This window comes from Nocardia anocheti (genome assembly GCF_029675105.1).
Taxonomy (GTDB): Bacteria; Actinomycetota; Actinomycetes; order Mycobacteriales; family Mycobacteriaceae; genus Nocardia.
The window spans coordinates 346237-364951 of sequence record NZ_JAQQFV010000009.1 but is presented as its reverse complement, the minus strand read 5'-3'; the positions used below and the strand labels follow the sequence as shown (position 1 = coordinate 364951).

Here is an 18715-nt window from a genome sequence, read left to right as displayed (position 1 = left end):
CCTCAACCGGGGGGTATGAGAAGCGGAACCAATATAATAATTGGCACTGACATTCATCGACACACTATTGAGTTCTCAAAGAACACACGCACAAGCTTCGACCCGCAACGTTTCGTAGGGGCTTCCGCAGGGCAACTGTTCCAACCTAACGCAGACAACCCAACCGAAGCAAGTTCGGAAGGAGTGAGTCTGGCTAGATGATCAATCAGGCGCTCAGCGTGACTCCGTGGGAGTCCGTGTCGCTCTGACTCGAATAAAGTTACGTGGCGACAAACGGGAAGTCAAATCGCCTGGTCAGGAGGCTATTTCGGCGCACCGACGCGTTCGACCCGGCCGCCCAGCGCCTGCATCTGCTCGACGAAGTTGGGGTAGCCGCGGTCGATGTGGAAGACGTCGTGCACCTCGGTGACACCGTCGGCGACGAGTCCGGCCAGCACCAGACCGGCGCCAGCGCGGATGTCGGAGGACCAGACCGGGGCGCTGGACAGGCGCGGGATGCCGCGGACCACGGCGTGGTGGCCGTCGGTGCGGGCGTCGGCGCCGAGCCGGATCATCTCCTCGACGAAGCGGAACCGCGCCTCGAAGACGTTCTCGGTGATCATCGAGGTGCCGTCGGCGATGGCGGCCAGGCCGATCGCCATGGGCTGCAGGTCGGTCGGGAAACCGGGGAACGGCAGGGTCGCGAAGTTCACCGCGCGCGGGCGCTCGGGCTGCACGACACGGAAACCGTTGGGCTCGTAGGAGATCCGCGCGCCCGCGGCACGCAGCTTGTCCAGCACCAGGGCCAGGTGTTTGGGGTTCACCCCGGTGACGCGCACGTCGCCGGTGGTCATCGCGGCCGCGATCCCCCAGGTCGCGGCGACGATGCGGTCGCCGATCACCCGGTGCGTGGTGGGCGAGAGGCTCTTGACGCCCTGCACCGTGAGCACCGAGGAACCGGCGCCCTCGATCCGGGCTCCCATCTGCACCAGCATCTGGCACAGGTCGACGATGTCGGGCTCGCGCGCGGCGTTGTCGATGACCGTCTCCCCCTCGGCCAGCACCGCGGCCATCAGGATGTTCTCGGTCGCGCCGACGGACGGGAAGTCCAGCCGGATGCGCGCGCCCTGCAACTCGTCGGCCTTGGCCACGACACAGCCGTGCTCGATCTCGCTGGTCGCGCCGAGCAGGCGCAGACCCTGCTGGTGCATGTCCAGCGGGCGCGAGCCGATGGCGTCGCCGCCGGGCAGCGCGACGACCGCGCGCTTACAGCGCGCCATCAGCGGACCGAGCACACACACCGAGGCGCGGAACTGGGTGACCGCCGGGAAGTCGGCGTGGTACTTGGGTTCGGGCGGGGTGACGATCGTGCAGACCGAGCGGTCGCCGCTCTCGTCGTCGGAGATTGTGACATCGCAGCCGAGACCACGCAGCACATCGGCCATCAGCGGGACATCGAGGATGTCCGGGCAGTTGGTGATGGTGGTCGTACCCTCGGCCAGCAAAGCGGCGGCCATCAGCTTCAGCACACTGTTCTTCGCGCCGCCGACCGCGACCTCGCCGACGAGCTGATTACCGCCGGAGACCAGAAACCGTTCGCTCACCCCGCCAGCTTATCGACCGTTGGGTGCCGACACGCCCCCGACGCCAAACCGACCGATACCGACGGTGGCGAATCGCGGTCAGCGCTCGCGTCCGCCGCCGGGCTGCCAGAGCACATCGCCCTCGGGATTGGTTGCCCGGCTGAGGATGAACAGCAGGTCCGAGAGCCGATTGAGGTACTTGGCCGGGAGCACGCTGGTGTCGTCGGGATGCGCCTCGACGGCGGCCCAGGCCGCGCGCTCGGCGCGTCGCACCACAGTGCGCGCGGTGTGCAACAGCGCGGCCAACGGGGTGCCGCCCGGCAGGATGAACGAATTCAGCGGTGCCAGACCATCATTGAACTCGTCGCACCACGCCTCGAGGCGGTCGATATAGGGCTGGGTGATCCGCAGCGGCGGATACTTCGGTTCGGCGACGACCGGGGTGGACAGGTCGGCGCCCGCGTCGAACAGGTCGTTCTGGATCTGGCGCAGTACCGCGAGCACGGCCGGTTCCGGCGCGCCCAGCGCCACCGCGACGCCGAGCGCGGCATTGGCCTCGTCGCAATCGGCGTAGGCGATCAGGCGTGGGTCGTTCTTGGGAACCCGGGAGAAATCGCTGAGACCGGTGGTGCCGTCGTCGCCGGTGCGGGTGTAGATCTTGGTCAGGTGGACGCTCACGCCGGGCCTCCTCGGGTACGGCGGGCCCGGTCCGAGGGACGAGACTCCATCCAGGACAGAAAAGCCGCCATCGATCCGCGGTCGAGCGCGAGCTCGAAACTGTTGTGCGGGTCGGTGACGGCTACGACGACCAGGTCCTCGGTCATGATGTCGAATTCATCGCCTCGCGGTGCGCGGCGTTCGACGATCTCGAGCCCCTGCCGGTGCACGGTGCTGTCGGGTCCGAACTTCAGACTCGTCAGCTTGAAGAAGACCAGTCGGTCCTCCTCGTAGCGGATGAGGCCGTGTCGCCAGCCCTGGCCCCCGCGCGCGGGCAATACCCGCAGCAGCGCGGCCGTCCCCCCACGGCGCAGCATGACCAGCCGATAGGTGGAAGCACCGGCGACGAACACGAGCGTCAGCACCAGAATGATCAGCAGAACCATCCCGGTTTGCAATGCCGTACGCCCTTTCGCTCTACCCGGTGCCGGAAGACACCCCCATCCGACATTCAATCACGCCGGAAACGGCTGCCTTCGCCGGGTTCGCGGATCCCGGCGGATACAGCACTGCCGGTGGCGAACCGAAGTTCGCCACCGGCAGTGGGCAGTGCGTGTGCGATCAGGCGGACGCGGTGGCCTCCACCGCGCGCACCTGGCCCTGCGCGACGCGCAGCTCCACCTCGGTGGCGCTGTCGTCGGAGAGGACCCGGCGGGCCTCCTCGATGTCGACCTCGCCCGCGAGATCCGCGGACTCGGCCAGCACCCGCACGGTGTCGGCGGTCACCGAGAAGAAGCCGCCGTGCACCGCGGCGACGATCGTCTCACCGTCGGTCGACACGATCTTGACCGTGCCACCCTCGACGAGCTGACCGAGCAGCGGCTCATGGCCCGCCATGATGCCGATCTGACCCTCGGTGGTCTGCGCGCTGACGAACTTGGCCTGGCCGGACCAGAGCTTGCGTTCGACTGCGACCAGATCAACTGTCATTTCCGCCATGGATGACTACTTTCCGGCGATCTTCTTGGCGGCCGCCTCGACGTCGTCGAGACCACCGCAGGAGTTGAACGCCTGCTCCGGGAAGTGGTCGAACTCGCCCTTGCAGACGCGATCGAAGTCGTCGATGGTCTGCTCCAGCGGCACGACCGAGCCCGGCTGACCGGTGAACTTCTCGGCCACGATGAAGTTCTGGCCGAGGAACTTCTCCAGACGACGGGCGCGACCGACGAGGACCTTGTCCTCTTCGGAGAGCTCGTCCATACCGAGGATGGCGATGATGTCCTGCAGTTCCTTGTACTTCTGCAGGATCCGCTTCACCTCGTTGGCCACGCGGAAGTGACGCTCGCCGACGATCGAGGCCTCGAGGATGCGCGAGGTCGAGGTCAGCGGGTCGACGGCCGGGTAGATGCCCTTCTGCGAGATCGGGCGGGAGAGCTCGGTCGTCGCGTCCAGGTGGGCGAAGGTGGTCGCCGGGGCCGGGTCGGTGTAGTCGTCGGCGGGGACGTAGATCGCCTGCAGCGAGGTGATCGAGCGACCACGGGTCGAGGTGATGCGCTCCTGGAGCTCACCCATCTCGTCCGCCAGCGTCGGCTGGTAACCCACGGCCGAGGGCATACGACCCAGCAGGGTCGAGACCTCGGAACCGGCCTGGGTGAAACGGAAGATGTTGTCGATGAACAGCAGCACGTCCTGGTGCTGCACATCGCGGAAGTACTCCGCCATGGTCAGCGCGGACAGGGCCACGCGCATACGCGTGCCCGGCGGCTCGTCCATCTGGCCGAAGACGAGGGCGGTGTCCTGGAGGACGCCCATCTCTTCCATTTCCAGGTGGAGGTCGGTGCCCTCACGGGTACGCTCACCGACGCCCGCGAACACCGAGGTGCCGGAGAACTCGCGAGCGATACGGGTGATCATCTCCTGGATCAGCACGGTCTTGCCGACACCGGCACCACCGAACAGACCGATCTTGCCGCCCTTGACGTACGGGGTCAGCAGGTCGATGACCTTGACGCCGGTCTCGAGCATCTCGGTCTTACCCTCGAGCTGGTCGAAGCTCGGGGGCTTGCGGTGGATGCCCCACTGCTCGCCGTCGCGGCCGAGGCCGGGCGAGTCGAGGCAGTCGCCCAGGGCGTTGAACACGTGGCCCTTGACGATGTCGCCGACGGGCACCGAGATCGGCTTGCCCGAGTCGGTGACGCTCGCGCCACGGACCAGGCCGTCGGTCGGCTGCATCGAGATGGTGCGCACGATGTTGTCGCCGAGGTGCTGGGCGACCTCGAGGGTCAGCGTCTTGGCCACCGACGCCAGCTTGATATCGGCGTGCAGAGCGTTGAACAGCTCGGGGATGGCGCCACGCGGGAACTCGACGTCCACGACGGGGCCGATGACACGGACGACGCGACCGGCGGTTGCGCCCGCCTTGCTCGCGGTGTCCTGAGTGACAGCTGCGGTCATTAGATTGGTTCTCTTCCTGCGCTTCTAGTCGCGGTCCGAGCTCGACGCCAGCGCGTTCACGCCGCCGACGATTTCGCTGATTTCCTGCGTGATCTGGGCCTGACGCACCGAGTTCGCCTCGCGCTGGAGCACACTGGCCAGCTCGTTGGCGTTGTCGGTGGCCGCCTTCATTGCGGTGCGCCGAGCCGCGGACTCGGATGCCGCTGCCTCGAGCAACGATGAGTAGATACGCGTGTTGATGTACTTGGGCAGCAGAGCGCCCAGCAGCACATCGGCGTCCGGCTCGAATTCGTACTGCGCCGTGACCACCGCGTTCGGCGAGTCCGACAGCATGTCGTCACCGAGTGCGAAGTTCTCGTCGACGAAGCTGACCTGGATCGGCGCCAGGCGGCGCACCTCCGGGTTCTGGGTCAGCATCGAGACGAACTTGGTGTACACGATGTGCAGCTCGTCGACGCCCGCGATGGTTCCGGTGCCGTCGAGCGAGGCGACCTCGCCGTCGGACCCGGCCATGAAGGCCTCGACCAGGTGGCCGCACGCCGCCGAGGCGTCGGTGTACTTCGGCTGCTGCGAGAAGCCGGTCCACGAGGCCTGGAACGGCCGGTTGCGGAACTTGTAGTACGTGAGGCCCTTGTTGCCCATCACGTACAGCACCGGCTCCTTGCCGTCGCCACGCAGGGTGGTCATGAGCTCCTCGGCGCGCTTGAGCACGTTGGAGTTGTAACCACCGCACATACCGCTGTCACTGGTAATGACCAGCACGGCGGCCCGCTTCGGGTTCGGACGCTCGTTGAGCAGCGGGTGCGCCAGGTTCTTCGACGCGCTCGCCAGCTCACCGAGGACCTTGGTGATCTCCTCGGCGTACGGCTTGGCCGCGGCGACCCTGGCCTGGGCCTTGGAAATTCGCGAGGTCGCGATCAGTTCCTGAGCCTTGGTGATCTTCTTGATCGAATTCACACCACGAATACGGGAGCGCAATTCGCGCAAACTTGCCACTAGCGGTTCACACTCCCTTCATTCGCCAGATCGGAAATTGCCGACATCAGTTCTGCCCGGCTTACTTCTCGACGTGCTTGCGGGTGACCGACAGCGACTCGACCTCTTCGTGCTCCAGGTCGCCAGCGGCGGCCTCGTTCACGACGCGGCTGCCGTCGGAAGCCAGGAAGCCCTGCTTGAACTTGTCGGTCTCGGACTTGATCGCGTCGGCGGCCTCGCCGTCGAGCGGCTTGCGGCCACCCTCGAGGGCGTCGAAGGACGACTGGGTCGAGCTGTGCAGGTACTCGAGCAGCTCGGCGGTGAAGCGACGCACGTCGCCGACCGGCACGGAGTCGTAGTAACCGGCGTCGACCAGGTAGATCGAGACGACCTGATCCTCGACGGCGACCGGGGAGTACTGGTTCTGCTTGAGCAGCTCCACCCAGCGGGCACCGCGCTCGAGCTGGGCCAGCGACGCGGCGTCCAGGTCGGAGGCGAAGGCGGAGAACGCCTCCAGCTCGCGGTACTGGGCCATTTCCAGACGCAGCGAACCGGCGACCTTCTTCATGGCCTTGGTCTGGGCGGCGCCACCGACACGGGAGACCGAGGTACCGACGTTGATCGCCGGGCGGACACCCTTGTTGAACAGGTCGGACTCGAGGAAGACCTGGCCGTCGGTGATGGAGATGACGTTGGTCGGGATGAACGCCGAGACGTCGTTGGCCTTGGTCTCGATGATCGGCAGACCGGTCATCGAGCCAGCGCCCATCTCGTCGGACAGCTTCGCGCAACGCTCCAGCAGACGGGAGTGCAGGTAGAAGACGTCACCGGGGTACGCCTCGCGGCCCGGCGGACGACGCAGCAGCAGCGAGATGGCGCGGTAGGCCTCGGCCTGCTTGGTCAGGTCGTCGAACACGATCAGGACGTGCTTGCCCTGGTACATCCAGTGCTGGCCGATGGCCGAACCGGTGTAGGGGGCCAGCCACTTGAAACCGGCGGAATCCGACGCGGGGGCCGCCACAATCGTGGTGTACTCCATCGCGCCGTGCTCCTCGAGCGCGGTCTTGACGCCCGCGATGGTGGAGCCCTTCTGGCCGATCGCGACGTAGATGCAGCGAACCTGCTTGCTGGGGTCGCCCGACTCCCAGTTCGCCTTCTGGTTCAGGATCGCGTCGACGGCGACGGCGGTCTTGCCGGTCTTACGGTCGCCGATGATCAGCTGACGCTGGCCGCGGCCGATGGCGGTCAGCGCGTCGATCGCGGTGATACCGGTGGCCAGCGGCTCCTCGACCGGCTGACGCTCCAGCACGGTCGCGGCCTGCAGCTCGAGCACGCGGCGGTCATCGGCCTCGATCTCGCCCAGGCCGTCGATCGGCTGGCCGAGCGGGTTGACGACGCGACCGAGGAACTTGTCGCCGACGGGAACCGACAGCACGTCGCCGGTGCGACGGACCTGCTGGCCCTCTTCCAGCGAGGCGTACTCGCCGAGGATGACGGCACCGATCTCGGTGTCCTCGAGGTTCAGCGCGACGCCCAGGACGCCGCCCGGGAACTCGAGCAGCTCGTTGGCCATCGCCGAAGGCAGACCGCTGACGTGCGCGATGCCGTCACCGGTGTCGGTCACGGTGCCGACTTCTTCGATGGAGGTTTCCGGGGTGTAGCTCTGGGTGTAGCTCTCGATCGCGCTACGGATCTCGTCGGAGGAGATCGTCAGCTCCGCCATGTTGTTCCTGCTCTCGCTGTGGTCTCGAATGTCGGGGGTTGGAGTAGAGCTGCTGGTCAGGACAGGGCCCGGCGCAGCTTCTCCAGTCGGCCGGTGGCGCTGCCGTCGATGACGTCGTCTCCGACGCGCACGACGACGCCGCTCAGCAGCGTCGGGTCGACCTGCACGTGCACGGTGACCGCCTTGCCGTAGATCCGCTGCAGGGAAGCGGCGAGCTTGCCCTTCTGCTGATCGGTGAGCTCGACCGCGGCGTGCGCGTGGGCGACGATCTGGTCACGACGGGCCGCCGCCAGATCGGACAGGGCGCCGAAGGCGACGCCGATGTTGTTGGTCCGCAGTCGGGTCACCGCCTGCTCGGCCAGCGTCAGGGTGATCGGCTCGGCCTTGCCGGTCAGCAGCCGCTCGATCAGCTCGCGCCGCGCCGTGGCGGGCTTGCTCTGATCGGACAGTGCCTGCTCCAGCTGCGGGTTGTCGGCGATGATGCGACCGAGCCGGAACAGCTCGTCCTCCACCGCGTCCAGCCTGCCCGCGTCGGCGGCCGACTCCAGCAGAGCCTCCTGCCCGAGCAGCACCAGGGTGTCGACCAGATCGCGGGTGCGCGACCAGTTCTGGGCCACCGCGGTGGTCAGCACTGCCTGCGTGGCAGCGCTGACCTTGCCGCCGAAGATCCGCTCACTGAGTTCAGCGCGCGCCGAACCCGGCACCGACACGTCCGCGAGCGCCACACGCAGCGAACGCTGGTCGTCCAGCACGGCGACAACGGCGAACAGTTCCGACCCCGTCGTGGCCGCAACAGTTTCGCTTCCGGTCAGAGCGGCCCGAAGCGCCTCCCGGGACCGGGAGCTGGCCTCGCGGCTCGCTGCGTACATGCTTCTCACTTTCGCGTCGTTACCTTCCGACCCCGATGGCGTCGGTGTCGTCGAGTTCGCTGAGGAACTTGTCGATCGACGCCGCCTGCTTGGCCTCGTCCGAGACCGACTGACCGATGATCTTCTCGGCCAGGTCGACGGCCGTACGGCCGACCTCGGAACGCAGCTCTGTCAGGATCTGCTGGCGCTGGGCTTCCAGCTGGGAGTGACCGGCGGCGACGATACGGTCGCTCTCGGCCTGGGCATCCGTGCGCATCTGCGCGAGGATCTGCTGACCCTGGGTGCGAGCATCCTCGCGGATCTTCGCGGCCTCGAGCCGGGCGTCGGCCAGCTGCTGCTGGTACTGCTGCAGCGTCTGCTGTGCTTCTTCCTGGGCTGCTTCGGCCCTGGCGATACCGCCTTCGATCTTGTCGGCACGCTCGTCGAGGGTCTTGGTCACACGTGGGATCACGTACTTCCAGAACAGCAGACCGATGACGGCGACGCAGACGATCGACCAGACGATGTCGTACGTTTCGGGGATGAGAGGATTCACATCCTCTCCCCCTTCGGCAGCGAGCGTGATGAGTTCGCGCATCGGAATCAGAAGATGAAGCCGGCGACGAGGCCGATCAGCGCCAGGGCCTCGGTGAACGCGATACCGAGGAACATGTTGGTACGGATCTGGCCGGCCAGCTCGGGCTGACGCGAGAAGCCCTCGATGGCCTTACCGACGACGATACCCACGCCGATGCCGGGGCCGATCGCGGCGAGACCGTAGCCGATGGCGCCGAAGCCCTTGAAGGTGCTCTCGGTGTTCGCGGCTTCCTGGGCCAGGTAAGCGAGGCTCATGAGTCTTCTTTCCCTTTCTGTTGCTCACCCGCCGGTCGGCGTGTGTAGCAGGTTTGGCAGTACTGGTGTGGAAACAGGTCAGTGGTCGGCAGCGTGCTGAGCGAGGCTGATGTACACCGCGGTCAGCAGGGCGAACACGTACGCCTGCAGGAAGATGACCAACAGTTCGAACAGCGTGAAGCCGATGCCCGCGAGCAGCGAGAAGGGCGAGAAGACCTTCATCCACGCGGTCGCATCGAAGAGGAAGTACCAGGTGGCGCTGAAGAACAGCACCAGCATGATGTGGCCCGCGAGCATGTTCGCCATGAGTCGCACGGTGAGCGTGAAGGGGCGCAGGATGAAGGTCGAGACGAACTCGATCGGGATCAGCAGCACGTGCAGGGCGGGCGGCACGTTCGGCACGACGATGCTCGAGCGCAGGTACTTGAAGAAGCCGTACTTCCGGATACCGACGAAGTTGAACGCGACGTAGGCGATCACCGCGAGCACCAGCGGCATGCCGACTCGCGCGTTCGAGGAGATGTTCAGGAACGGCACCACACTGGAGAAGTTCAGGAACAGCACCGTGAAGAAGATCGTCGCGATCAGCGGGAGGAACTTCTTACCGGTTTCCTTGCCGAGTACCTCGTCGCAGATCTGCTCCTTGACGAAAACCACCGCGGTTTCCATCAGGTTCTGCAGGCCGCGCGGCACGATCTTCGGCGAGCGGAAAGCCAGCACGAAGACGAGCACCACAACGGCGGTCATCAGCAGCCGGATCAGCATCAGGCGATCGAGTTCGAACGGCGTACCCTCGAACAGCACTGCTGGAGGGAAGAAGTCGGACAGCGATGGCGCGTGGAACTCGCCCGCCGCCAAAGTGATGACGCTCAGCGTTCTCTCCCGTGTTCGGGCCGCGGGTACGACGGTCATTCCCGCGGTTCGATCGGACATTGACGATCAATGGGGTCGACTCTGGTCGGCTCGAAATTCGACAGCTGCTCATACGGTGTAACCCATATCGCTGCTGTTCGGGCGTCGGCGACATCGTCGACATGCTTCAACCGGGCACATTCCACCCGGATCGGCAGTAAGCATAGCGGCACCGGGCAGGATCTGGGCGATCCCCCCTGGCAACCCGAGGCAATGCCCTGAGTCCTCCCGGGCAGCGCCTCCAGCTTGGGTGCTTGCTTACCAACACTTTACCAAGCTATCTACGACGTTGTGTAGCTGGGTGGGATTATTCCTGCTCGGAAGCCGTTTCGCCGTCCCCCGCGCGTGTCGTGACATACGGAACCTTCACGCTCACAACGCCATACGTCTCCGCGCCCAGCACCACCAGCAGGGCTCCCACCACGGTGAAGAACAGCGCGGGCCTGCTGTAGAAGTCGAACTGGTTGAGCACACCGACCACGACCAGCGCCACCAGCAGCTTTCCCACCCAGCTGACCAGCATGACCAGGCCCGCCGTGCTCGGCGGCAGCTTGGCGCCGAGCAGCACGGCGACCACGGTGGTGAGGATGAACCCACCGCCGATGGCCGAGCCGAGCAGGGCGCCCCACAGGCCGGGCGTCCCGGCGGCGAGGGTGGCGATCACCACCGAGGCGACCACGAGGACGCCCAGGCCGATCAGGCCGTAGCGCAGCGCGGCGCGCAGCGGGGCGTCGGGGCCGGGCACGGTTTCCGGTGTAAAGCTCACGGCCCGCACTTTACCTTGCGGCCGCGGGTCACCGGTTGGCCGACTCCACCCGGCGCATCGATGGGATCGCGGTCACTACCAGCGCGAACACCAATCCACCCGCCACCAGCAACACCACCAGCCGCCGGTCCATCAGCGAGGTGCCCACCGCGCCGAAGGCCAGCACGCCGACCCACAAATAGATGAGCAGAACCACGCGCCGCTGAGAATGTCCGATCTGCAGCAATCGGTGATGAAGATGCATTTTGTCCGGTGTGGAGAAACTCACTCCGGCGCGCACCCGGCGCACGATCGCGAGCAGAAGATCGAGCACCGGAATGAACATCACCGCGCCCACCAGCAACAGCGGCGAGAGCAAACCCACAATGTCGCGCGGGCCGTAGCCCTGCAGCGGAATTCGCCCGGAGGCGCCGGTGGAAACGGCGGCCAGCATCAAACCGATCATCATCGAACCGGTGTCGCCCATGAATATCCGGGCCGGTGAGAAATTATGGGGAAGAAATCCGAGGCAGGCACCGGCCAACGCGGCGGCCAGCAACGCGGGCGGATAGGTGTCCACCGAGCCGCCCTGGTCGTAGAGCAAACCGATGGAGAACGCGAAAACCGCGACCGCGCAGATCAAACCGAGCCCGGCGGCCAGGCCGTCGAGACCGTCCACGAAATTCATCGCGTTCACCAGGGTGACGGTGATTCCGACGGTCACCAGACCGCCCTGCAGCGCGTCGAGGACCACGGTGGTGTCGTTGAACGGGTCGTAGATGACGTACCAGCTCAGGCCCATCACGGCCATCACACCCGCCGCGGTGACCTGGCCGACGAATTTGGTGAGCGCGTCCAGGCCCCAGCGGTCGTCGACGATGCCGACCAGCACGATGATCGTCGCCGCGACCAGCACGGCCGGGATGTCGGGGGCGTAGTCGAAGCCGCGACGCAGCGCGGGCAACTGGTGCGCGAACAGCACCGCGGCCACCACGCCGACGTACATGCCCGCGCCGCCCATGCGTGGGATCGGCTTGACGTGCACGTCGCGTTCCCTCGGCACCGCGACGGCGCCGAAGCCGATCGCGAGCAACCGGACACCACCGGTCGCCAGGAAGGTGACGGTGGCCGAGACGAGCAGCACGAGCAGCAGCTCGCGCAGGGGAACGACCGTACTCATCGGATGCGTGCGATCACCGTTGCGGGGAGTTGGTCAACGCCTCGGGCATCATCCCGAGCACATCGGCGATGTCGGCCAGCGGCACCGCGCCCTCGCGCAGCACGCGCGGCTGGTCGGCGGTGAGGTCGACGATGGTGGAGGGCACCGCGTGGGTGGCCGGGCCGCCGTCGAGGTACACACCGGCCAGCGACCCGAGTTGCTCGCGGGCCTGTTCGACGGTGGTGGCGGGCGGCTGCCCCGAGACGTTGGCGCTCGACACCGCCAGCGGGCCGACCTCGCGCAACAACTCCAGCGCCACCGGGTGCAGCGGCATGCGCAGCATCACCGTGCCACGGGTGTCACCCAGGTCCCAGGCCAGCGACGGAGCGGCCTGCACGACCAGGCTCAGCGCGCCGGGCCAGAAGGCGCGGATCAGCTCACGCGCCTGCGGGCGCACCGAGAAGACCAGGCCGTCGATGGTGTTCCACGAGCCCACCAGCACCGGGACGGGCATATCGCGGCCGCGGCGCTTGGCGGCGAGCAGGTCGGCGACGGCCGAGGAGTCGAACGCGTCGGCGGCCAGGCCGTACACGGTGTCGGTCGGCATCACGACGAGCCGTCCGGACTTGAGCGAGCTGGTCGCGGCCGCGATCCCCGCAGTCCGAGACCCCGCATCCGCACAGTCGAAGACGCTCATGGTGTTCCGCCTCTCCGGGAATTTTTTCCGGTCGTTGGGTGCGCGGGAGAGTTTAGCCTCCGGATCCGAGGTCCTCGAGCCGGGGACTTTTGGGCGTACCCGCCGAGTTACCCGTGTTCTTCCGAGACCGGTTGGCTCGAACGGCGCTCGCGATATCCGCGCGGACCCCTCGACCGGATGACCACGCGATTCGGTCGACGCTCAGAGTTTGCCGGGCGCGGTGGCCACGACGAAGCGGGGCTTGCCCGCGAGGTCGGGATGTTCGGTGACGGCGGTGAAGCCGTGCTCGCGCAGCAGCGCCGCGACACCGGAGCCGTGGGAGTCGTCGTGTTCGATGCCGGTGGCGCCGCCGGGACGCAACAGCCGGGCGATGGCGGGGATCATCGCGCGGATGACGTCGAGACCGTCGGGCCCGCCGAAGAGGGCGCGGTGCGGGTCGTGGTCGGCGACCTCGGGCTCGAGGACGGCGGCGTCGGGGATGTAGGGCGGGTTGGAGACCACCAGGTCGACGCGGCCGGACAGGTCGGCGAGCAGGTCCGGGTCGGTGACGTCACCGGAGTGCAGGGTGATGGGGGTGTCGCCGTCGGCGATGCGCGCGTCGGCATTGCGCCGGGCCCAGGTCAGGGCCTCGGGATCGAGTTCGACGGCGTGCACGGCCGCGTCGGGGCGGGCGTGTGCCAGGGCCAGCGCCAGGGCGCCGGTGCCGGTGCACAGGTCGACCACGATCGGCGCGTGATCGTGCGGCAGCGTCTCGAGCTGGGCCAGTGCCCAGGCGAACAGCAGCTCGGTCTCCGGGCGCGGCACGAAGACACCGGGGCCGACGGCGAGCTCGATCTCCCCCATCGCCGCGGTTCCGGTCAAGTGCTGCAACGGGATTCGCGCGGCGCGCTGGGCGACGAGCTGTTCGAAGCGCTCGGCCTCGGCCGGTTCGATCATCGGCACCATCGCCAGGCGCATCCGGTCGGTGCCCAGGACGTGCGCGGCGAGGGTCTCCGCGTCGGGCAGGGGTGAGCCCACCCCCGCCGCCGCCAGCCGTTGCGCGGCCGCGACGATCAGGGGACGCAGGCGCGGACGTTCGGTCATCGCGTCATCCGGCATGCTCGACACTCTCCTCGGTCTCGTCGGCGCTCCCGGCCGTTACTCGGCGGCCATGCGCGCGTCGCGGTCGGCCTTGCCGAGCGCGTCGAGCAACGCGTCCATGTCCCCGTCGAGCACGGCGTCGAGATTGTGGGCCTTGAAGCCGATGCGATGATCGGCGATCCGGTTCTCCGGGAAGTTGTAGGTGCGGATGCGTTCGGAGCGGTCGACCGTGCGGATCTGGCTCGCGCGCCCGGCGGCGGCCTCCTGCTCGGCCTGCTCCTCGGCCAGCGCCTGCAACCGCGCCGCGAGCACCTGCATGGCGCGGGCCTTGTTCTGCAGCTGGGAGCGCTCGTTCTGGCAGGTCACCACGATGCCCGAGGGCAGGTGGGTGATGCGGACCGCGGAGTCGGTGGTGTTGACGCCCTGGCCACCCTTGCCGGAGGACCGGTAGACGTCGATGCGCAGGTCGGTCTCGTCGATCTGCACCTGCTCGACCTCGTCGGGCTCGGGGTAGATGAGCACGCCCGCCGCCGAGGTGTGGATGCGGCCCTGCGACTCGGTCACCGGCACGCGCTGTACCCGGTGCACGCCGCCCTCGAACTTGAAGCGCGACCACACGCCGTCGCGCGCGGCGTCGCGGCTCTTGATCGACAGCGTCGCGTCCTTGTAGCCGCCCAGGTCGGAGTACGTGACGTCGAGCGTCTCGACCTTCCACCCGTGCCGCTCGGCGTAGCGGATGTACATCCGCGCCAGGTCGGCGGCGAACAGCGCCGATTCCTCGCCGCCCTCGCCGGACTTCACTTCCAGGACCACGTCGTCGCCGTCGTGCGGGTCGCGCGGGGCCAGCAGGTCGGCCAGCGTCTGTTCCAGCTCCACCAGCTGGGCTTCCAGCCCGGGCACCTCGGCGGCGAAGGCGGAATCGTCGGCGGCCAGCTCGCGGGCAGCCTCGAGATCGTCACGCACCGTCTCGAGCTTGCGGTAGGTGCTCATCACCGGGGCCAACTCGGCGAAACGCTTGCCGACACGCCTGGCCGCACCGGCGTCGTTGTGCAACGCCGGATCCGCCAGCTGCGTCTCCAGGCCCTGATACTCGGCGAGGATGTCGTCGATGGCGGAGGGAGCCGTCTGATCGGCCATTGCGGTGAACTCCTACTAGGTAATGGCCGAGGAGTCTTTCCAGGGCCGTAGGCCCGTTCTCGGCCGCCTCGATTCTGGACTGACGGAGAGAAGGAGCGAAGCGACTGAACGGAGGAGGGAAGAATCGAGGCCCAAGGGGCCGAGAACCACGCGGCGCCCGCGCCGCCAATAAGCAACGCCCGGCCTGCTGAGCAGAACCGGGCGTCGGAGGAGGCAACTAGGAGGCGTCGGCCTTCTTGCCCGCGCGCTTGCCGTAGCGCGCCTCGAAGCGAGCGACGCGACCGCCGGTGTCGAGGATCTTCTGCTTGCCGGTGTAGAACGGGTGGCACTGCGAGCAGACCTCGACGGTGATCTGGCCGGACTCCTTGGTGGAGCGAGTCTGGAAGGTGTTGCCGCAACCACACACGACGGTGGTGTCGACATACGTGGGGTGGATTCCTGCCTTCATGGGCGTCCTCTCGATAATGGTCGCCGGGTCGCACACCGCTGGAGCGCGGGATACGTGAACCGGAACCGACTAGGCGGGATGTCTGCGAACGCGCAGACACACAGCGAGCCAGTATGCCAGATCTGCTCACTGCCTCCGAAAACGCCCCCGGCCCGGTATTTGTTCCGGAACGGAAAAGGCCCCGCCGGAGCGGGGCCTCTTCTCGTCACTCGTCCAGAGCGCCCGGTGCGGTCTTGGAGACCTGCATCAGGAATTCCAGGTTGTTCTTGGACTTCTTCAGGCGGTCGATCAGCAGATCGATGGCCTGATGCGAGTCCAGGCCCGAGAGCACCCGGCGCAGCTTGTGCAGCACCGCGGCCTCGTCCGGGGACATCAGCAGCTCGTCCTTGCGGGTGCTCGACAGGTTGACGTCGACCGCGGGGAACACCCGGCGCTCGGCGATCTTGCGATCGAGCTTGAGCTCGGCGTTACCCGTGCCCTTGAACTCCTCGAAGATCACCGTGTCACCGGTGGACCCGGTCTCCACCAGCGCCGTGGCGATGATGGTGAGCGAGCCGCCGTTCTCGATGTTGCGCGCCGCGCCGAGGAACCGCTTGGGCGGGTACAGCGCGGTCGAGTCGACACCACCGGAGAGGATGCGGCCCGAGGCGGGCGAGGAGTTGTTGTACGCGCGGCCCAATCGGGTGATCGAATCCAGCAGCACCACAACGTCTTTGCCCATCTCCACCAGGCGCTTGGCCCGCTCGATGGCGAGCTCGGCGACCGAGGTGTGGTCGGCCGGGGGCCGGTCGAAGGTGGAGGCGATGACCTCACCGCGCACCGAACGCTGCATGTCGGTGACTTCTTCGGGACGCTCGTCGACCAGCACCACCATCAGGTAGCACTCGGGGTTGTTGGTCGCGATCGCGTTGGCGATGTCCTGGACGACCGTGGTCTTACCCGCCTTGGGCGGGGACACGATCAGCGCACGCTGGCCCTTGCCGATCGGCATGATCAGGTCGATCACGCGGGTGCTCAGCTTGTTGGGCGTGGTCTCCAGGCGCAGGCGCTGGTTCGGGTACAGCGGGGTGAGCTTGGTGAAGTCGGGGCGGCGCTTGGCCGCGTCCACCTCGCCACCGTTGACCGTGTCCAGGCGCACCAGCGGGTCGAACTTCTGGCGCTGGTTGCTCTGCTCGCCGTCGCGCGGGGCGCGCACCGCGCCGGTGATCGCGTCACCGCGGCGCAGGCCGTTCTTGCGGACCAGGTTCATCGAGACGTACACGTCGTTCGGCCCGGCCAGGTAGCCGGAGGTGCGCACGAACGCGTAGTTGTCGAGGACATCGAGGATGCCCGCGACCGGCTGCAGGACGTCGTCCTCGCGGATCTCGAAGTCGCGGGCCTCGCCGCCACCGCCGCCGGTGCCACCGTCGCGGTCACGCCCACGACGACGCTCACGGAACCGGCGGCCACGGCGGCCACGGCCGCCTTCCTCGTCGTCACCACCACGGTCGTCGCGGGGGCCGCGATTGCCGTTCTGGTTCTGATTCTGGTTCTGGTTGCGCTCGGCACGGTCGCCGCCCTGACGCTCACCGCGCTCGCCACCCTGGCGGTCGCGACGGCGTTCGCCCTGCTCACCGGCCTCGGGCTTGTCGGCGGGAGCCTGCTTGGTCTCCTCGGCGCGGTTCTCGGCGGGAGCGTTGTCGCCACCACCGGAGCGAGCCTGGTCACGACCACGACGCTGCCGTCCACGCCCGCGCTGGCCGCCCTCGCGGGCGGTGTCCTCACCGGACTCGGCGGGCGCGTCGGCCTTGGCCTGCTCGGCCGGAGCCTGTTCGGCCGGGGCCTGCTCGGTCACGGCCTGCTTCGCGGCGGCCTTGTCGGCACGCGCGGCGCGCTCGGACTTGGCGGGCGCGTCACCCTGCGGAGCCTCGCTCTTGGCGGGGGCCTCACGCTTGGCCGGAGCCTCGGACTTCGCGGGCGCGTCGGCCGTCACGGCGGCGGCCTGGGCGGGCTTGTCCGCTTTCGCCGGAGCACCGGCCTGATTTTCCTTGATGGCGGCGATGAGATCGCCCTTACGCATGCCGGAGGTGCCTCGGATACCGAGTTCCCCCGCGAGTGCGCGCAGCTGCGGCAACAGCATTCCAGTCAGCCCCGATCGTGCGACGTCGGTGTGTTCGCTCATTGTCGAAATCTGTCCGGATTCACTTTCGCGGCCGCCCGAGTTCGTAGGGTCGGAATCCACCCCGGGTGTCGCGAGCAGGTCCGTTTCTGTCACGGAAGTCCTTTCCTTCCCTCGAATGCCGTGTGCTGAGTCGAGGGTTCGTTCCGTAGACCCGGCACCACATGCCGAGCTCGGATTACGCGTCCAGCAGGACGCCTGTGCCGTACTACCCGCCCCGCCGGACCGGAGGCTTCGCCACCAGAGGAAAGTGGTAAGGGGAGCGATTGCCCTGATGAAGCACCGGCGTCTGATGCGCACGATGTACGGACTTGCACAGAATAGCTGCCCATTGCGAACAACGGCAAGGCAGGCACGCCGTCAGTCGATCAGCACGCCGTCCGCGATACCCGGCTCGACGACCCGGAGCCCGTCGGATTCGGCCTCTTTGCGCAGGTCATCGGGGAAATCCTCGGTGGTCAGCGCGAGGATGGTCGGACCCGCGCCCGAGACCGTGGCCGGGATGCCCGCGGCGCGCAGCCGCTCGATCCAGGCGGTGGTCAGCGGTAGCGCGGGCGCACGCTGGGTCTGGTGCAGCCGGTCGGCGGTGGCCGCCATGAGCAGGTCGGGACGCTCGGTCAGGGCCACCACGGCCAGCGCCGCCCGGCTGACGTTGAACGCCGCGTCGCCGTGCGGCACCAGCTCGGGCAGCAGCCCTCGGGTGTGCGCGGTGGAGGAGCGTTCCTGCGGGATCAGCACCACCGGGCGCAGCGCGGCGGCGGGGTCCAGGCGCACGGCCCGGTAGGACCGGGTGAGGTCGGCGTCCTCGGTCTCGGTCCACGACACCACGATTCCACCGAGCACGCTGGCCGCGGCGTTGTCGGGATGACCCTCGAACTCCGAGGCCAGCTGCACCATGCGGTCGGCGTCCAGGCGCAGCTCGGGGTCGAACTTCGCGGCCAGACCCGCACCGGCGGCCAGGCCACCGACCACGGCCGAGGCACTGGACCCGAGCCCGCGCGAGTGCGGAATCACGTTGCGGCACACCACGTCGAGACCGTCGGCCCAGACGCCCAGCGACTCCAGTCCGCGCTCGATCGCGCGCACGACCAGATGCGTTGGGCCCCAGGGCACGTCGTCGGCGCCCTCGCCCTCGACCCGGATCTCGAGGCCCGATTCGGTCGTGCGCACCACGATCTCGTCGTAGAGGCCCAATGCCATTCCCAGGCAATCGAATCCAGGGCCGAGGTTGGCGGTGGACGCGGGAACACGCACGGTCACTTCGAGACCGGCGGGCAGGGTCGCTGTCATCAGCCTGCTCTCGCGTGC

At 67.6% G+C, this 18715-nt stretch carries 19 protein-coding genes; all 19 read right to left on the bottom strand.

Features of this window, described 5'->3' with window-relative positions:
- Nucleotides 1-302: 302 nt before the first annotated feature.
- A complete protein-coding gene (gene murA, locus QC180_RS24640; RefSeq protein WP_278265178.1) occupies nt 303-1583 on the bottom strand; it encodes a UDP-N-acetylglucosamine 1-carboxyvinyltransferase in 1281 nt (426 codons plus the stop codon).
- A 78-nt stretch (nt 1584-1661) separates the two neighbouring features.
- The gene (locus QC180_RS24635; RefSeq protein WP_278265177.1) at nt 1662-2240 is read right to left on the bottom strand and encodes a cob(I)yrinic acid a,c-diamide adenosyltransferase; all 579 of its coding nucleotides are present in this window, start codon (nt 2238-2240) and stop codon (nt 1662-1664) included.
- Entirely contained in the window at nt 2237-2665 is a 429-nt protein-coding gene (locus tag QC180_RS24630; RefSeq protein WP_278265176.1) for a DUF2550 domain-containing protein, read from the bottom strand. The genes QC180_RS24635 and QC180_RS24630 overlap by 4 nt, the downstream gene beginning before the upstream one ends.
- A gap of 175 nt (nt 2666-2840) precedes the next feature.
- On the bottom strand, nt 2841-3218 hold the full coding sequence (locus QC180_RS24625) for a F0F1 ATP synthase subunit epsilon (protein ID WP_278265175.1): 378 nt from the start codon (nt 3216-3218) through the stop codon (nt 2841-2843).
- Nucleotides 3219-3224: 6 nt separating this feature from the next.
- On the bottom strand, nt 3225-4673 hold the full coding sequence (atpD, locus tag QC180_RS24620) for a F0F1 ATP synthase subunit beta (protein WP_278265174.1): 1449 nt from the start codon (nt 4671-4673) through the stop codon (nt 3225-3227).
- Between the two features lie 24 nt (nt 4674-4697).
- Complete coding sequence (locus QC180_RS24615) at nt 4698-5669, bottom strand: F0F1 ATP synthase subunit gamma (RefSeq protein ID WP_278265173.1); 972 nt, start codon at nt 5667-5669, stop codon at nt 4698-4700.
- A 61-nt stretch (nt 5670-5730) separates the two neighbouring features.
- On the bottom strand, nt 5731-7371 hold the full coding sequence (gene atpA / locus QC180_RS24610; RefSeq protein ID WP_278265172.1) for a F0F1 ATP synthase subunit alpha: 1641 nt from the start codon (nt 7369-7371) through the stop codon (nt 5731-5733).
- Between the two features lie 56 nt (nt 7372-7427).
- Nucleotides 7428-8240 (bottom strand): F0F1 ATP synthase subunit delta, encoded by an 813-nt coding sequence (locus tag QC180_RS24605; RefSeq protein WP_278265171.1) that lies wholly within the window; start codon nt 8238-8240, stop codon nt 7428-7430.
- 19 nt (nt 8241-8259) lie between these two features.
- Nucleotides 8260-8817 (bottom strand): F0F1 ATP synthase subunit B, encoded by a 558-nt coding sequence (locus QC180_RS24600; protein ID WP_278265170.1) that lies wholly within the window; start codon nt 8815-8817, stop codon nt 8260-8262.
- 5 nt (nt 8818-8822) lie between these two features.
- Complete coding sequence (locus QC180_RS24595; protein ID WP_278265169.1) at nt 8823-9071, bottom strand: ATP synthase F0 subunit C; 249 nt, start codon at nt 9069-9071, stop codon at nt 8823-8825.
- A gap of 78 nt (nt 9072-9149) precedes the next feature.
- Nucleotides 9150-10004 (bottom strand): F0F1 ATP synthase subunit A, encoded by an 855-nt coding sequence (atpB, locus tag QC180_RS24590; RefSeq protein ID WP_474646526.1) that lies wholly within the window; start codon nt 10002-10004, stop codon nt 9150-9152.
- A 286-nt stretch (nt 10005-10290) separates the two neighbouring features.
- Complete coding sequence (locus QC180_RS24585) at nt 10291-10749, bottom strand: Cg1360 family ATP-synthase-associated protein (RefSeq protein ID WP_474646525.1); 459 nt, start codon at nt 10747-10749, stop codon at nt 10291-10293.
- 28 nt (nt 10750-10777) lie between these two features.
- Complete coding sequence (locus QC180_RS24580; RefSeq protein ID WP_278265166.1) at nt 10778-11908, bottom strand: MraY family glycosyltransferase; 1131 nt, start codon at nt 11906-11908, stop codon at nt 10778-10780.
- Nucleotides 11909-11921: 13 nt separating this feature from the next.
- Nucleotides 11922-12584 carry an L-threonylcarbamoyladenylate synthase gene (locus QC180_RS24575; protein WP_278265165.1) on the bottom strand — a complete coding sequence of 221 codons (663 nt, stop codon included), beginning with the start codon at nt 12582-12584 and terminating at the stop codon, nt 11922-11924.
- A gap of 201 nt (nt 12585-12785) precedes the next feature.
- Nucleotides 12786-13682: a peptide chain release factor N(5)-glutamine methyltransferase gene (gene prmC / locus QC180_RS24570; RefSeq protein ID WP_474646524.1), complete on the bottom strand. Its 897-nt coding sequence runs from the start codon at nt 13680-13682 to the stop codon at nt 12786-12788.
- Between the two features lie 39 nt (nt 13683-13721).
- Entirely contained in the window at nt 13722-14801 is a 1080-nt protein-coding gene (prfA, locus tag QC180_RS24565) for a peptide chain release factor 1 (protein WP_278265164.1), read from the bottom strand.
- Between the two features lie 217 nt (nt 14802-15018).
- Nucleotides 15019-15249 (bottom strand): 50S ribosomal protein L31, encoded by a 231-nt coding sequence (rpmE, locus tag QC180_RS24560; RefSeq protein WP_022567395.1) that lies wholly within the window; start codon nt 15247-15249, stop codon nt 15019-15021.
- A 205-nt stretch (nt 15250-15454) separates the two neighbouring features.
- The gene (rho, locus tag QC180_RS24555) at nt 15455-17503 is read right to left on the bottom strand and encodes a transcription termination factor Rho (RefSeq protein WP_474646523.1); all 2049 of its coding nucleotides are present in this window, start codon (nt 17501-17503) and stop codon (nt 15455-15457) included.
- A gap of 264 nt (nt 17504-17767) precedes the next feature.
- Nucleotides 17768-18697 carry a homoserine kinase gene (thrB, locus tag QC180_RS24550; RefSeq protein WP_278265162.1) on the bottom strand — a complete coding sequence of 310 codons (930 nt, stop codon included), beginning with the start codon at nt 18695-18697 and terminating at the stop codon, nt 17768-17770.
- Nucleotides 18698-18715 lie beyond the last annotated feature (18 nt).

Excerpts from the sequence above, each read along its gene's own strand:
- QC180_RS24630 (WP_278265176.1), bottom strand. The coding sequence starts at position 2,665 with ATGGTTCTGCTGATCATTCTGGTGCTGACGCTCGTGTTCGTCGCCGGT.
- QC180_RS24625 (WP_278265175.1), bottom strand. The coding sequence starts at position 3,218 with ATGGCGGAAATGACAGTTGATCTGGTCGCAGTCGAACGCAAGCTCTGG.
- atpD (WP_278265174.1), bottom strand. The coding sequence starts at position 4,673 with ATGACCGCAGCTGTCACTCAGGACACCGCGAGCAAGGCGGGCGCAACC.
- atpA (WP_278265172.1), bottom strand. The coding sequence starts at position 7,371 with ATGGCGGAGCTGACGATCTCCTCCGACGAGATCCGTAGCGCGATCGAG.
- QC180_RS24605 (WP_278265171.1), bottom strand. The coding sequence starts at position 8,240 with ATGTACGCAGCGAGCCGCGAGGCCAGCTCCCGGTCCCGGGAGGCGCTT.
- QC180_RS24600 (WP_278265170.1), bottom strand. The coding sequence starts at position 8,817 with ATGCGCGAACTCATCACGCTCGCTGCCGAAGGGGGAGAGGATGTGAAT.
- QC180_RS24595 (WP_278265169.1), bottom strand. The coding sequence starts at position 9,071 with ATGAGCCTCGCTTACCTGGCCCAGGAAGCCGCGAACACCGAGAGCACC.
- atpB (WP_474646526.1), bottom strand. The coding sequence starts at position 10,004 with ATGTCCGATCGAACCGCGGGAATGACCGTCGTACCCGCGGCCCGAACA.
- QC180_RS24580 (WP_278265166.1), bottom strand. The coding sequence starts at position 11,908 with ATGAGTACGGTCGTTCCCCTGCGCGAGCTGCTGCTCGTGCTGCTCGTC.
- QC180_RS24575 (WP_278265165.1), bottom strand. The coding sequence starts at position 12,584 with ATGAGCGTCTTCGACTGTGCGGATGCGGGGTCTCGGACTGCGGGGATC.
- prmC (WP_474646524.1), bottom strand. The coding sequence starts at position 13,682 with ATGCCGGATGACGCGATGACCGAACGTCCGCGCCTGCGTCCCCTGATC.
- prfA (WP_278265164.1), bottom strand. The coding sequence starts at position 14,801 with ATGGCCGATCAGACGGCTCCCTCCGCCATCGACGACATCCTCGCCGAG.
- rpmE (WP_022567395.1), bottom strand. The coding sequence starts at position 15,249 with ATGAAGGCAGGAATCCACCCCACGTATGTCGACACCACCGTCGTGTGT.
- thrB (WP_278265162.1), bottom strand. The coding sequence starts at position 18,697 with ATGACAGCGACCCTGCCCGCCGGTCTCGAAGTGACCGTGCGTGTTCCC.